We start from the raw sequence: 13,396 nt of genomic DNA, 5'->3' as shown, positions 1-13,396 counted from the left end.
TGATGCTGGGGTGGAGTCGGTGGGGAAAGGGAGCTCCCCGGGGACCAGGTGCTACCCGGTGACGCTGCCCTGGGTTAGGCCGGCGACGATATAGCGCTGCAGGGCGGCAAAGACCAGCAGGATGGGAACGATCACCAGCATCGCGCCGGCCATCAGGATGCCCCAGCCGGCGCCGTTACCTTCCGAGTTCTGCAGCAGGGTCAGGCCGACCGGAAGGGTCATGGTCTCGGGGCGGTCGGTGATGATGAGGGGCCAGATGTAGTCGTTCCACTCGCTGACCACCGTCACGAGGGCCACGGTGGCGATGGACGGCATCGAGACCGGGGCGACCACCTGCCACAGGCGCCGCCAGTGACCGGCGCCGTCGATTTCGGCGGCTTCCAGGATGGAGGCCGGCAGGGTCATAAAGTGCTGCCGCAGCAGGAAGGTGCCGAAGGCTGTGCCCAGGCCGGGAAGGATGATTCCCCACAGGGTGTTTTTCCCGCCCATACCGGCGATCAGGATGTAATTCGGCAGGATGGACACCTGCGGCGGCACCATCAGGGCCACGAGGATCACCACGAAGATGACGTTCTTGAACGGGAAGCGCACAAAAACCAGGGCGTAGGCCGTGAGGATGGCGAGGATGACTTTCACCGTGGACCCCACTGTTGTGACGATCAGGCTGTTCAGGAAGAACTGACCGAACGGCACGGTGGTCATGGCCGTGCGGTAATTGTCCAGGTTGAGGCTTTCCGGCAGGATCTTCAGATCCGTGGTGACGATCTCGCCGGGCTGCTTGAAGGAGCTCAGCAGCATCCACAGCAGGGGCACAACCACCACCAGGGTTGCCAGGATCAGCGGGATGTACCCACCGGCGATCGTCTGGACCAGATTGGCGCGGGAGAACGGACGGCTGCGCTGCAACGGGAGCTCCGGACCGCCGTTGGGGCTGTGCCCGGCGCTTGCGGCGGGATCGGGACTGACAGGAGAGAGCGTGCTCACGAGTAGTGCACCTTCCGTTCGACGAACCGCAGCTGCAACACGGTGATGATGAGCAGGATGGCGAAGAGGACCACGGAGATCGAGGCCGAGTAGCCGGCCCGGTTGTAGGCGCCGAACGCCTGGAGGTAGGCCTCGTAGATCAGGGTGCTGGTGCCGTTGCCCAGCGGGGTCATGATCCGGATCAGGTCGAAGGCCTGCAGCGAGCTGAGCATGGTGGTGATCAGCAGGAAGAAAGTGGTGGGGGAGAGCAGCGGCACCGACATGCTGACAAAGCGGCGGAAGCCGTTGGCGCCGTCGAGCGAGGCGGCCTCCATCACGTCCTGGGGAAGGGACTGCAGCCCGGCCAGGTAAACGACGGCGCAGTAGCCCAGGTTCTTCCAGATGTAGACCAGGATGACCATCACGAGGGACAGCTGCGGGTCGTTGATCCACTGGGGACTCTGCTGCCCGATGCCCCGAAGCAGCCAGGACAGCACGCCGTACCCGGGATCGAAGATGAACAGCCAGACCAGACCCACCCCGACGCCGCTGAGGACGTAAGGGGCGAAGACGGCGGAGCGCGCGAAGGTGGTGCCCCGGACCTTGGAGTTCAGCGCCAGGGCGACCAGAAGGCCCAGGACCATGGAGCCGCCCACGGTGACGATTGTGAAGAGCGCCGTGGTGCCCAGGACCTGGGGTGCGTCGGAACTGGTGAAAAAGTTGAGGTAGTTGTCCAAACCCACCACGGTGGCCGACGCTGAACCCAGGGTCCAGTCCAGGGTGGAGTAGTAGATGTTGTTGATCAGGGGTAAATACGTGAACACCGCGATCAATGCGAGGTTGGGCAGAGCCAAGGCCACGAAAACCAGGAAGTCGCGGCGGGTTCTGGCCGACCAGCGTGCCCGGCGGCGCGGGGCCGTGGGATCGGCCACGACGGCCGGCGGCCTGTCAGTCAGTTGTCTAGTCATTCGGTCTCTAACGGATCCGGGCCTGCCAAGGGCACGCCGGTGGACGGAGGGGGATAGCTTCACTTCACCACATGCATGGTGGGCAAAATCCCGCACAAGTCCCCGTCAGAGGTTTGTTATACGAGGCTTCCTTGCCCGTTAACGCTGTGTTCGTTGCAGTATTACACGACGTTTGTTTTGGAGGCCGGAGTTGGCCCCGCGGGTCGCTGAACGCGTGGGAGCGGACACTCAGTTTGCGCGGGCGCACAATGGAGCCATGGGATCGATCACTGACGTCGCCGGAATACGAGTGGGGCATGTCCAGAAATCCGGCGCAGTCCAGCAAGAAGGAGCCCTGCCGGCGTCCGACGGCGGCTGGCTCACCGGGGTGACCGTGGTGCTGCCGCCGCCCGGCACCGTGGGATCGGTCGACGTCCGGGGCGGCGGCCCCGGCACGCACGAGACGGACGCGCTGGACCCCACCACGCTGTCCAACCAGGTGGATGCCGTGGTGCTCACCGGCGGCAGCGCGTTCGGCTTGGTCGCTGCGCACGGGGCCAAGCGCTGGTGCGAGGAGAACGGCCGGGGATTCCCCGTGCCGGGTGGTCTCGTGCCGATCGTCCCGGCCGCCGCGATCTTCGACCTGGGCCGCGGCGGTGACTTCTCCGCCCGTCCCGATGAGCAGATGGGCTATGAGGCAACTGCCGCCGCGGCCGCCCGGAAGGACGGGCACGACGTCGAGCGCGGCAATGTGGGCGCCGGCACCGGGGCCGTCATCGGCCGGGGGACCTATAAAGGGGGAGTAGGGACCGCTTCCATCACCCTTGAGAACGGCGTGGTGGTGGGGGCCCTTGCGGTCGTCAATGCCGTGGGAATGCCTGTGGGCGTTCGGTCGGGAAATCCCGAACCCTCCCCGCCCGATTCCCCTCCCGCCGAAGACGGTCAGCCCCTCAACACAACCCTTGTGGTCATCGCCACCAATGCGGTCCTGAGCAAGGCGGAGTGCAAGCGGACCGCGTCTGCCTGCCACGCCGGGCTGGCCCGTGCACTGAATCCGTCCCATACCCTTGCCGACGGTGACACGGTGTTCGCGCTGGCCACGGGCGCCGTCGAGCTTGACCGCAGTACGCAGGCCGTCCGGCAATTCAGCCTCATCACCTTGCAGAGTGCGGCGGCTGACGCCGTGACCGAGGCCATCCTGGACGGCATCTCCCGGGCGGAAGGCATCAAAACTCCGGCGGGGGAGTTTGGTGCGTACGGAGCGGTAGTGCGCTACGATAGTTCGATTTAACATTCATGCCGTGATGGCGTAGTGTTGTCTGTTGGTTGTCTGCCCTGTTTGTGCCCTTTTGCGGTCGGAAGGCAGACGCCAATCAATCAAAAACGTCCGCAGTCATGTCCGGTGCCAATCGGAAAGCTGCGGCAACAACAGTTAGCGGAGGGTATGGCCAAGAAGGACGGGGTCATTGAGATCGAGGGCGTTGTGACCGAGGCGCTGCCTAATGCGATGTTTCGCGTTGAGCTCACCAACAAGCACATCGTTCTGGCGCACATCTCTGGAAAAATGCGCCAGCACTACATCAGGATTCTCCCAGAGGACCGCGTAGTGGTGGAGCTGAGCCCGTACGACCTGACACGTGGTCGTATCGTCTACCGCTACAAGTAAACGCTGGGCGGCCAGAGCAGCAGCCGAAGGCCGGTCCAGGGACCAACTGCAACACGCAAAGGAACGCCATGAAGGTCAAGCCGAGCGTCAAGCAGATCTGCGAAAAGTGCAAAGTGATCCGCCGTAATGGCCGGGTCATGGTGATCTGCGAGAACCCGCGCCACAAGCAGCGCCAGGGCTAATTTCCCACACGGGAAAACCCTGGGTTGCTAACCCACGCAAGTAAATATAGAAGGCAGCACAAGCTGATCTGGGACATTGAGCATCAAAGAGTCCGGACAGCTAACCCCCGGTCGGAGGCTGGGGCCGCACTGAACATGCGGTGTGCTGTTTACGACCTCCGGTTTATACAAGGAGCACTGCCACTATGGCTCGTCTCGCTGGCGTAGACATTCCCCGCGAAAAGCGGCTGGAAATTGCGCTTACTTACATCTACGGCGTGGGTAAGACCCGTGCACACGAAACCCTGGCTGCCACTGGCATCAGCGCGGACGTCCGGGTCAAGGACCTGACGGACGCACAGCTGGTTGAGCTGCGTGACTACATTGAAGGCAACTACAAGGTTGAGGGTGACCTTCGCCGCGAAGTAGCAGCTGATATCCGCCGCAAGGTTGAGATCGGCAGTTACGAAGGCCTGCGTCACCGCAAGGGCCTGCCCGTACGCGGACAGCGTACGAAGACCAACGCACGTACCCGCAAGGGTCCGAAGCGTACCGTCGCCGGCAAGAAGAAAGCCGGCCGCTAGAAATAGCTGCTGACTTTCCCCCAATAAACTTTCTGTAGGAGAAATAATGCCCCCGAAGACTCGTGGCGCGGTTCGCAAGCCGCGTAAGAAGGACAAGAAGAATATCGCGCTTGGCCAGGCGCACATCAAGAGCACCTTTAACAACACCATCGTGTCCATCACGGACCCCAATGGTGCTGTCATCTCCTGGGCTTCCGCCGGTGAGGTTGGCTTCAAGGGCTCACGTAAGTCCACCCCGTTCGCTGCCCAGATGGCTGCCGAAGCTGCCGCAAAGCGTGCACAGGAGCACGGTCTGCGCAAGGTTGACGTATTCGTCAAGGGACCGGGATCAGGACGCGAAACCGCAATCCGTTCACTGCAGGCCGCTGGCCTCGAGGTTGGCTCCATCCAGGACGTCACCCCCAGCGCGCACAACGGTTGCCGCCCGCCCAAGCGCCGCCGCGTCTAAGGCTGCCCAGCGCGCCAGAGCTTGCCCGGACCCTCACCGGTCCGGGCAAGCCCGGCCGCGTTAAGTCTTCAGACCGAATTTCCACCACCTGTGTTGCGTCATATAGCGGATGCTCGCCGAAAGGAAACCTAAGTGCTCATTGCACAGCGCCCCACCCTCTCCGAAGAGGTCGTCTCCGAAAACCGCTCCCGGTTCATCATTGAACCGCTGGAGCCGGGCTTTGGATACACCCTCGGAAACTCCCTCCGCCGTACCCTGCTCTCCTCCATCCCCGGTGCCGCTGTAACCAGCATCCGGATCGATGGCGTGCTGCACGAGTTCACCACGGTTCCGGGTGTCAAGGAAGATGTCACCGAGATCATCCTGAACATCAAGAGCCTCTCAGTGTCCTCCGAGCACGACGAGCCGGTTGTTGCCTACCTGCGCAAGCAGGGCCCGGGAGTCGTCACCGCCGCGGACATCGCTCCGCCGGCCGGCGTCGAATTCCACAACCCGGATCTGCACATTGCCACGCTGAACTCGAAGGGCAAGTTCGAACTCGAACTGACCATCGAGCGCGGCCGCGGCTACGTTTCGGCAGCTCAGAACAAGTCCGGCGACTCCGAGATCGGCCGCATTCCGGTCGACTCGATCTACTCGCCGGTGCTGAAGGTTACTTTCCGCGTGGAAGCTACCCGTGTTGAGCAGCGCACTGACTTCGACAAGCTGATTGTCGACGTCGAGACCAAGCAGGCCATCGCCCCGCGCGATGCCGTTGCTTCCGCAGGTACCACCCTGGTGGAGCTGTTCGGTCTGGCCCGCGAGCTGAACACCGCAGCTGAAGGTATCGAGATTGGCCCGTCGCCGACGGATGCTGCCCTGGCAGCAGACATGGCTCTGCCGATCGAGGATCTGGACCTTACAGTCCGTTCCTACAACTGCCTCAAGCGTGAGGGAATCCACACCGTGGGTGAACTCGTTGCCCGCTCCGAGGCCGACCTCATGGACATCCGTAACTTCGGTGCGAAGTCCATTGATGAGGTCAAGGCAAAGCTGGTTGAACTGGGCCTGTCCCTCAAGGACTCGCCTCCCGGTTTTGACCTCGCAGCACGCGCCGCAGCAATTGAAGAGGACGACGCCGCTTTCAGCGACGACGAGCTCTAACAAACAGATCTTGGCCTGCCGGCTGGATGCACCATGGTGTGCGCAGCCCAACGGCTTCCATATGAGGAGAAACTATTATGCCTACCCCCGCTAAGGGTCCGCGCCTCGGAGGCGGAGCAAGTCACGAGCGCCTGATGCTCGCGAACCTGTCCGCCGCACTGTTCGAGCACAAGCGGATCACCACCACGGTGACCAAGGCCAAGCGACTGAAGCCGTACGCCGAGCGCCTGGTGACTTTCGCCAAGCGTGGCGACCTGGCTTCCCGCCGCCGTGTACTCGGCTTGATCAGCGACAAGGGCATCGTCCACGAGCTGTTCACCGACATTGCACAGGCAGTGGAGAACCGCAACGGTGGCTACACCCGCATCACCAAGATCGGCAACCGCAAGGGCGACAACGCCCCCATGGCTGTCATCGAACTCGTTCTTGAGCCGGTTTCCGCCAAGCAGGCCGTGGTAGCCGAGGCTACTTCCGCCGCCAAGCGCGACGCCGAGAAGGCCGAAGCCGCTCCGGTTGTTGAGACTGAAGCTGCCGAGACCGAAGAAGCTCCTGAAGCCGAGGTTGCCGAGACCGAAGCCGCTGAAACCGAAGAGGCTCCGGCCGCTGAGGAAGCTGCTGAAGAGCCTGCTGCCGAGGATAAGGACGCGAAGTAATTCGCTGAATCCTTCGCATAGACTTAAGTCTATGAACCACCAGAAACCCGCTGCCCCCGTTTTGGGGGGCGGCGGGTTTTTGCGTATCCGATTGGATTTGGCGTACGACGGCGGCCCCTTCAGCGGGTGGGCAGTGCAGCCCGGCCTGCGGACCGTGCAGGGCGTCCTCGAAGAGGCACTGGCGCTGCTGGTCCGGCGGAAGGTGCGCGTCACCGTGGCCGGGCGCACCGACGCCGGGGTGCACGCCCGCGGCCAGGTGGTCCACCTGGACCTCACGGATGCCGAGTGGCTCGGACTGAACCGCGGCGCGGAACTGGATCCCGCCGTCGCCCTCCTGCGCAGGCTCCGGGGAGCCCTCAGCCGGGGCCTGGGCGAGCTCACCGGCGCCATCGAGGTGCACCAGGTGTCCATGGCCCCCGAGGGCTTTGACGCCCGCTTCTCGGCACTGTGGCGCCGTTACAGCTACCGCATCGCGGACGGCCCGGCGCTGTGGGATCCGTTGGGCCGGTACTCCACGCTCTGGCACAACTCGCCGCTGGATATCGACCTGATGAACGAGGGTGCGGCCAAACTGCTGGGCCTGCAGAATTTCCGTTCCTACTGCAAGCCCCGGGAGGGGTCCACCACCATCCGGGAACTGCAGCGGTTCGAGTTTGCCCGCGGAGCCGACGGCGTCATTGTGGCCACGGTGCAGGCTGACGCGTTCTGCCACAATATGGTCCGTGCTCTGGTGGGCTCGGCCCTGTACGTGGGGGAGGGCATCGAAAGCCCGGGATGGCTGTACGAGCGCCTGCTGGAGCAGAAGCGCGATGCCAAATCGGTGTTGTCCGCGCCGCATCCCCTGGTGCTGGAGGAAGTGGCCTACCCGTCGGACAGCGAACTCCTTGCCAGGGCTGAGTTGACGCGGGCCTTGCGGAAGTAGCACCTAGAACGGGGGAGGGGGACCCTCGGCCGGCAGGGCCACGGTGAACGTGCTGCCCCGGTCCGGCTGGCTCTCGCAGACGATTGACCCGCCATGGAGTTCAACGATTTCCTTGGTGATGGACAGCCCGAGGCCAATGCCGGGGATTCCGGCGTCCCGGGCCGAGGAACTGCGGAAGAACCGGCTGAACACGCGGGCGGCATCCGCCGGTGTCATCCCCATTCCAGCGTCGCGTACCTGAAGCTGGACCCAGCCGTCATCCGCACGGGCCGATACCCTCACCGTGCCTCCCCCGGGTGAGTACTTGATGGCGTTCGATACCAGGTTGTCCAGCACCTGGCCGATCCGGATGGGGTCCACGTGCGCCCACAACGGCACCGGCACATCGGTAAGCACGGACACGCCGGCGCCCGCAGCGTGGACCCTGGCCGTGCCAACGCTGGCATCCACCAGGCCGGAGAGGTCCGTGCGGCGCGGGTGGACGTAGGACGCGGCCGACGCCGAGACCAGGAGGTCGGACACCAGAGCCAGGAGGCGCTCGGAATTCCGGTGCGCCACCTCCAGCTGCTGTGCCGCCACGGGCGGTAGCCAGTGGCCGCCGTCGAGCACCAGATCGAGGTTGCCGATGACGGAGTTGAGCGGCGTGCGCAGTTCGTGCGTGACATTGGAGAGGAAGTCGTCCTTGGCCGCTATGGCCTCCACCAACCCGGTGACGTCGTTGAAGACCACTACGGCACCGCCGAACCCGCCGTCGTCGTCCCGGATGCTCCGTGCGGCGGTGGAAATGGCCCGCTGCTCGGGACCCTCGCCGAACCAGACCAGATAGTCGGCAAACGAATCACCTTCCGCCGCCCGGTAAACAGGGCGTTTGTGCGCGGGAAGCGGCGTTTTGCCGTCCTGGCTGAGGAGAGTCAGTTGCGCCTCTCCGTGAATTTCCGATGAATTGTCCTTGATCGCGCCGGCTTCCAATTGCGCTTGCCGGTTATTGGTCAGCAGCCTGTCGCCATTGCTGTTCACGGCAATAATTCCCACGTCCACAGTTTCCAGAATCGTATGCAGCAGCCTCTCGCGGTCTTTGCTTTCGGCAAAAAGAGCCTGGAGTTCCCGGTCCTTGGCCTCAAGGTTCCTGTGCTGGAGCCTCAAGTTAACGCTGGCGAAGCGAACCGCCAGGGACACGGTAAGCATCAACAGGGGCAGCAGCAGGGCGGACACCACATCCGCCGGGGTGATGCCGGGAAGATGCTGGAACAATGACGGAAACGCAATCAGCAGGGTCCCGAAAAAACTGAGGAACAGACTGGTCCTGGCCCGAACAACGGAGGCGGATAACCAGATCACGGGAAAGATCGCCAGGGCGCCCAGTCCGGGGAGGTTTTGCGGTGCGCCAGTGCGGGTCAGCCAAATGGCCAGGAAATCCAGCATGGGGATGAACAGGGGAGCGTGCGGACCCAGGTTTTCCCACGGCACCAGGGCGCAAGCGATGAAAAGAGACACCTGAAAAAGCATGGCCATGACGAAGAGCCCGTTGCTGAATATCCCGGGCCAGACAAGCAGGGCCGCCAATGCCAAAGCCAGGGTGACCGAAGCCAAGGGCAACTGGCACAACACCACTTGCGCGCGTGGCGCCAGCTCCCTGAAGAAACGCTCGGCGTTGGGGGCCAGCGACGTCTCAGTCAATGGTGTGTTTCCCGGTGCCCGCTTTTGACCATTCCCTGGGGCGGGACGTATTCAGGATCCAAGTCGTGACGAGCACTGTGCCCGGCCTTTCTTAACGTCGACGTAACTCTGAATGTCATGATAATTGACCACTCGAATTCTTATCCGGCAAAAAGAGCCGCTGGGAGGCAAGATTTCTTGTAGCGTAGTCCCTCGGGGGTGAAATAAACGTTTGCGGTGGGCGAATGTATGGGGTTATGGATGCATGGGGGTCAAACCATGAGCGATCTGGGTGTAGCTGTGGTTGTCGAGGATGACAAAGATGTACGCAATCTGCTGGAGTCTGTTTTCCTTCAGGCAGGGTTTGAAGTCCACACGGCCGCCGGGGGCCGTGAGGGCGTTGAAGTGGTCCGACATCAGCACGCCAACGTCGTCACTCTGGATGTGGGGCTGCCGGACATTGACGGCTATGAGGTTCTTCGGCGCATCCGGCAGTTCAGCGACGCCTACGTGGTGATGCTGACCGGCCGGTCCGAAGAGCCTGCCATGCTCACCGCCCTCCACGCCGGCGCGGACGACTACATCGTCAAGCCGTTCCGGCCACTGGAACTCCGGGCGAGGGTGGCGGCGATGTTGCGCAGGCCCAGATACCAGGACGTCCAGGAGCCCGCGCCCGCCTCTGTTGCGGCGGCGGCTGTTCAGCTGGCCTCGCCGGCACCCGCGAACGGGGACGTCTACCGCTACAAGGACCTGGCGCTAAACCGCAGGACCCGGTCCGTTGTGCTTCGTGGGTCGGCCCTGGAGCTGACCCGGAGCGAGTTCGATCTCCTCCACGCGCTTCTGCAGGCGGCTGGGGCCGTGTGCACCAGGGCGGAGCTGGTCCGCGTGGTCCGGGGCGACTACTACGAGGCGGACGCCTACATCAGCGAGGCGGACGAACGCGCTGTTGAGGTGCATATCGGGAATCTCCGGCGCAAGCTGCAGGAGGATCTGGGCGAACCGCGGTGGCTGCAGACGGTCCGGGGTGTGGGCTACCGGATGGCGCCGGTGGGCCCGGAGGCTTAACGGGACCGCGCTGGCGGCGCCCCACGGCGGGCTCAGCCCGCGGTCTGGTCCGGGGCGAGGTAGCGGAGCTGAAGTTCCCTCATGGTCTCATTTCCCCGGGCTTCAACCAGGGGCATGAGCTCCTGGCAGTAGTCCCAGTCGCCACTGCGGATCAGTCCCTGCACAGTTTCGGCCAGTTCGGCAAGGCGAAGGGCTCCCACCATGGCGGAGGCGATCTTGAGGCTGATGACGGCGTCAAGGGCATCGGCAACGTCTTCGGCGTCCACCGCCGTCTTCAGGTGCCCGTACCGTTGGCCCCAGATCTCGGTGTAGTCGCGCGCAAAGGTACGGGCGGCGGCGGGGCTGGCCAGCTCGGCTTCCAACTCCTGCAGGACCGTGAGGTCCAGCAACGGGAGCTGGCTCGAGGCGGGCTTGTCGTCAACGGTCCCGTTCTCGGGGGACGCAGCGCTAGGGAGTCCAGCGGCCGTGATCCCGGCGTTCGGGGCAGCGGCAGCCGGAGGAGCCGTATGGACGCAGTCCATGCCTCCATCGTCGGTGCAGCAGCCTGATGTGGACATGTCTCAACGCTACTTCCTGGAATGATGAAAGAGCGTGACTTCGGTTGATCTTGTGGAAACCTTGAGTCTCGCCTGGGCTAATAGGGGTTGGGCCGGGTTTAGCCGTGCCTAGTGGCCGCTAAAGGTGTCTATGGCATTGATGACGGCCGGTCCCAGAATAGCGATAAACAGCACGGGGAAGATGAAGAAGAGCAGCGGGAACAGAATCGCCACGGGCAGCTTCATCGCTTTTTCCTCGGCGCGTTGGCGGCGTTTGACTCTCATGACTTTGGCGGCTCTTCGGACATCTGGTGGGGGTCATGGGGTGAGGCCGCCGGCGGCGAGGAGCATGCGGAGCCGGTAGTTCTCGCGGTTGCGGAACCCGCGCGCGAGGCGGCGGTGGAGCTCGATGATCCCGTTCACGGCTTCGGTGCCGCCGTTGGATGATCGCCCGGTGGTGAAGTAGGCCAGGAACGCGTCCTTCCATCGGCGCAGGGTGCGGCCAAGGCGGGCGATCTCGGGGATCGGGCAGGTGTGGAACGTGTCTACAACGCGTTGCGCGATTCGTCGTCCGTCGGCCAGGTTCTTCTGGTGGTAGGCGGAGCGGAGCAGTTGGGCGCACTGCCACGCGACGAACACTTCGTCGTGCGCGGGGTCGGCCTCGACCGCGGCGTGCAGGCGGGCGCTTTGCTTGTCGGTGAGGTTCTCTTCCCCGGCACGGAGGATGGTCTGGATCCCGTAGAGCGGGTCGCCCTTGCGTCCCCGATGCCCGAGCGTGTCCTGCTGCACCCGGCGGCGGACTTCGTCGACCGCTGCGGTGCCGGGCTTGACCACGTGGAATGCGTCGAGCACCGCGACGGCGTCCTGCAGCTTGTCGTCGATCGCGGTCTTGTAGCCAGCGAACGGGTCCAACGCGGCGATCTTGACGCCCTCCCGGAACGCGTCGCCACGCTCGTCGAGCCAGACCTTATAGACGGCCCCGGACCGGCCGGGCACGAGATCCAGCAGCCTGGCCCGCGTTCTCCCCTTCGCGTCGCGGGTGAGGTCGACCATCCCGGTCAGCGCCTTCGGGCCCCGCTTTCGCGGGTCGACGTGATGCCAGACATGCTCGTCCACCCCGAGTGTCGTGACGTTCTCGAACCGGGACTCGTCGGCGGCGAGCCGCACCAGCTCGGGTTCGATCGCACGCCACACCGTCTTCCACGACGTGCTCAGCTGCCGGGCGAGACCATGCACGGTCGCGTGTTCGCGACGCAACTGACCGACCGCCCACGCGGTTGTGCGCTGCGTGATCGAACCCCGCGCAGCGACCATCGATGGGAGCTGCTCCACGAACGTCTTCTTGCTGCACGCATCGTCGGTGCACCGCCAGACCCGTTGCCGCCACACGATCCGCACCCGCGTCACGCTGGGCACGTCGTGCAGGACCCGTCGGCGTCGTCCGCGGCCCACGGCGATCACGCCGCACGCCGGGCATCCGGTCGGGGCGGCCGGGCTGGATACCGTCACGACTAGCACGTCCTCACGGCGGTCGACATGCTCGACATGAACACCATCGAGACCAACAAGCAGGTCACAACGGGAACACGGGGCGGTGGCAGAGCGCGCGTCAGCGCACCCCGAAGTAGGGTGAAGCACGTCGAGGTCCTCGGTCGGAATCAGGGAGTTAGCACTACTGATCCTCGGGGACCTCGACCCCTACCCGCCCATGACCCAGTCGATCACGTCACCGTGCGGGTGGCGATGCCTTGATCGTGGCTGCGCGGGCGACGGGCGACCGCAGATCAGTGGTTTCCGCGTCACATCGCGGCGGGTCGCGGGACTGGGACCGATTCCCCCAGGCCGGCGTAGAGGTAGCGGTCGCCGAACGCCTCGCTCAGTGTCAGGAAGGCAGGTTCACCCGTGCAGTGTCCCGGGGCGATGGTCTGCACGTGCCAATTGTCGCGAAGTGCGTGCGCGACGCGACGCACCTCGGGCTCGTCGGCGAGGACGAGATGGAGGCCGCCGACGATGCAGTAGACACGGTCGTCGATCGCGGCAGCGGCCTCCAGGATCCGCTCGATCCCCGGGTGGGAGCATCCCACCACGAGCACTAGTCCCTGCGATGTCGACAGCGCGAGGGTGATCTCGCGCAGCTCACGCGTTCCCGGCACCTCCGAGACGACGGGGATCAGCCACGCGTTGCTCCCTAATGGGGTCAATTCCTCGATCCAGCTGAATCGTGCGCCGGGCCACGGCGTGCCGTGGTGGATGACGTCGGGAGGTTCGCCGTCGTAGTACTGCATGGACCTTGGCAGCGACGGACGGCGCGGGTAAAAGTGGCCGGGCAGGCGCGAGCCGAACACGCCGTACAACTCGGCCGGGGCGTAGACAGGGACGTCGGGGTTTATGTGTAGAAGGTGACCGAGCCCGGAGGTGTGGTCGCCGTGCCGATGCGAGACCACAACAAGGTCGATCGCGCGCAGGTCAACACCGAGGGCGTCGGCGTTGGCGGCAAGCGTCGACGAGTCGTTTCCGGTGTCGAAAAGGATCCGACGCCCCTCGAACTCGACGAGTGCGGCGAATCCCCAGTCCTTGATCAGGCCGGGTCGGTTCCCGAACGCGTCGTGGAGGACCGTGATCCGGTTGGTCGTGCCGTCCCAACGCTCCATT

The 13,396-nt window shown here is 64.3% G+C and carries 15 protein-coding genes and 1 pseudogene; 9 read left to right on the top strand and 7 right to left on the bottom strand.

What is annotated here, in order from left to right; translation table 11 throughout:
* Positions 1 to 51: 51 nt before the first annotated feature.
* Both ACP4XC_RS18055 and ACP4XC_RS18050 read right to left on the bottom strand, forming a co-directional pair.
* Positions 52 to 984, bottom strand: a complete 933-nt coding sequence (locus tag ACP4XC_RS18055) for a carbohydrate ABC transporter permease (protein WP_427172064.1) — start codon at positions 982 to 984, stop codon at positions 52 to 54.
* Positions 981 to 1,931, bottom strand: a complete 951-nt coding sequence (locus ACP4XC_RS18050) for a carbohydrate ABC transporter permease (RefSeq protein WP_427172062.1) — start codon at positions 1,929 to 1,931, stop codon at positions 981 to 983. Before ACP4XC_RS18050 ends, ACP4XC_RS18055 begins: the two co-directional genes overlap by 4 nt.
* A gap of 256 nt (positions 1,932 to 2,187) precedes the next feature.
* Between ACP4XC_RS18050 and ACP4XC_RS18045 the strand changes: the two genes are divergently transcribed.
* From ACP4XC_RS18045 to truA, 8 genes are all read left to right on the top strand, one after another.
* Positions 2,188 to 3,201 (top strand): P1 family peptidase, encoded by a 1,014-nt coding sequence (locus ACP4XC_RS18045; protein WP_427172060.1) that lies wholly within the window; start codon positions 2,188 to 2,190, stop codon positions 3,199 to 3,201.
* A gap of 153 nt (positions 3,202 to 3,354) precedes the next feature.
* A complete protein-coding gene (gene infA, locus ACP4XC_RS18040) occupies positions 3,355 to 3,576 on the top strand; it encodes a translation initiation factor IF-1 (RefSeq protein WP_009358723.1) in 222 nt (73 codons plus the stop codon).
* Between the two features lie 68 nt (positions 3,577 to 3,644).
* Positions 3,645 to 3,758, top strand: coding sequence for a 50S ribosomal protein L36 (gene rpmJ, locus ACP4XC_RS18035; RefSeq protein ID WP_009358722.1), 114 nt, complete (start codon positions 3,645 to 3,647; stop codon positions 3,756 to 3,758).
* 185 nt (positions 3,759 to 3,943) lie between these two features.
* On the top strand, positions 3,944 to 4,321 hold the full coding sequence (rpsM, locus tag ACP4XC_RS18030) for a 30S ribosomal protein S13 (RefSeq protein ID WP_011692780.1): 378 nt from the start codon (positions 3,944 to 3,946) through the stop codon (positions 4,319 to 4,321).
* A gap of 46 nt (positions 4,322 to 4,367) precedes the next feature.
* Positions 4,368 to 4,769: a 30S ribosomal protein S11 gene (rpsK, locus tag ACP4XC_RS18025; RefSeq protein ID WP_028265083.1), complete on the top strand. Its 402-nt coding sequence runs from the start codon at positions 4,368 to 4,370 to the stop codon at positions 4,767 to 4,769.
* 132 nt (positions 4,770 to 4,901) lie between these two features.
* The gene (locus tag ACP4XC_RS18020; RefSeq protein WP_136321891.1) at positions 4,902 to 5,912 is read left to right on the top strand and encodes a DNA-directed RNA polymerase subunit alpha; all 1,011 of its coding nucleotides are present in this window, start codon (positions 4,902 to 4,904) and stop codon (positions 5,910 to 5,912) included.
* A 77-nt stretch (positions 5,913 to 5,989) separates the two neighbouring features.
* Positions 5,990 to 6,565, top strand: coding sequence for a 50S ribosomal protein L17 (gene rplQ, locus ACP4XC_RS18015; RefSeq protein WP_427172057.1), 576 nt, complete (start codon positions 5,990 to 5,992; stop codon positions 6,563 to 6,565).
* Between the two features lie 31 nt (positions 6,566 to 6,596).
* On the top strand, positions 6,597 to 7,487 hold the full coding sequence (gene truA, locus ACP4XC_RS18010; protein ID WP_427172055.1) for a tRNA pseudouridine(38-40) synthase TruA: 891 nt from the start codon (positions 6,597 to 6,599) through the stop codon (positions 7,485 to 7,487).
* Positions 7,488 to 7,490: 3 nt separating this feature from the next.
* Here the strand turns inward: truA and ACP4XC_RS18005 are convergent, their stop codons facing one another.
* Positions 7,491 to 9,164, bottom strand: a complete 1,674-nt coding sequence (locus ACP4XC_RS18005) for a sensor histidine kinase (RefSeq protein WP_427172053.1) — start codon at positions 9,162 to 9,164, stop codon at positions 7,491 to 7,493.
* 258 nt (positions 9,165 to 9,422) lie between these two features.
* Between ACP4XC_RS18005 and ACP4XC_RS18000 the strand changes: the two genes are divergently transcribed.
* Positions 9,423 to 10,208, top strand: coding sequence for a response regulator transcription factor (locus tag ACP4XC_RS18000; protein WP_427172051.1), 786 nt, complete (start codon positions 9,423 to 9,425; stop codon positions 10,206 to 10,208).
* Positions 10,209 to 10,240: 32 nt separating this feature from the next.
* Here ACP4XC_RS18000 and ACP4XC_RS17995 read toward each other — a convergent pair whose 3' ends face one another.
* The 4 genes and pseudogenes from ACP4XC_RS17995 to ACP4XC_RS17980 all read right to left on the bottom strand — a co-directional run bounded on the left by ACP4XC_RS17995 (position 10,241) and on the right by ACP4XC_RS17980 (position 13,395).
* Positions 10,241 to 10,765, bottom strand: a complete 525-nt coding sequence (locus ACP4XC_RS17995) for an Hpt domain-containing protein (protein WP_427172049.1) — start codon at positions 10,763 to 10,765, stop codon at positions 10,241 to 10,243.
* Between the two features lie 108 nt (positions 10,766 to 10,873).
* Positions 10,874 to 11,050: pseudogene (locus ACP4XC_RS17990) on the bottom strand (type II secretion system F family protein); the annotation flags it as partial.
* Positions 11,051 to 11,062: 12 nt separating this feature from the next.
* Positions 11,063 to 12,382, bottom strand: a complete 1,320-nt coding sequence (locus ACP4XC_RS17985; RefSeq protein WP_427172047.1) for an ISL3 family transposase — start codon at positions 12,380 to 12,382, stop codon at positions 11,063 to 11,065.
* Positions 12,383 to 12,543: 161 nt separating this feature from the next.
* Positions 12,544 to 13,395 carry an MBL fold metallo-hydrolase gene (locus ACP4XC_RS17980; RefSeq protein ID WP_427172045.1) on the bottom strand — a complete coding sequence of 284 codons (852 nt, stop codon included), beginning with the start codon at positions 13,393 to 13,395 and terminating at the stop codon, positions 12,544 to 12,546.
* Position 13,396: the final 1 nt, after the last annotated feature.

The organism is Arthrobacter sp. 92 (assembly GCF_050260325.1).
GTDB lineage: Bacteria > Actinomycetota > Actinomycetes > Actinomycetales > Micrococcaceae > Arthrobacter.
Note: the sequence above shows the minus strand (reverse complement) of the source record. Positions and strands in the feature narration are given on the sequence as shown.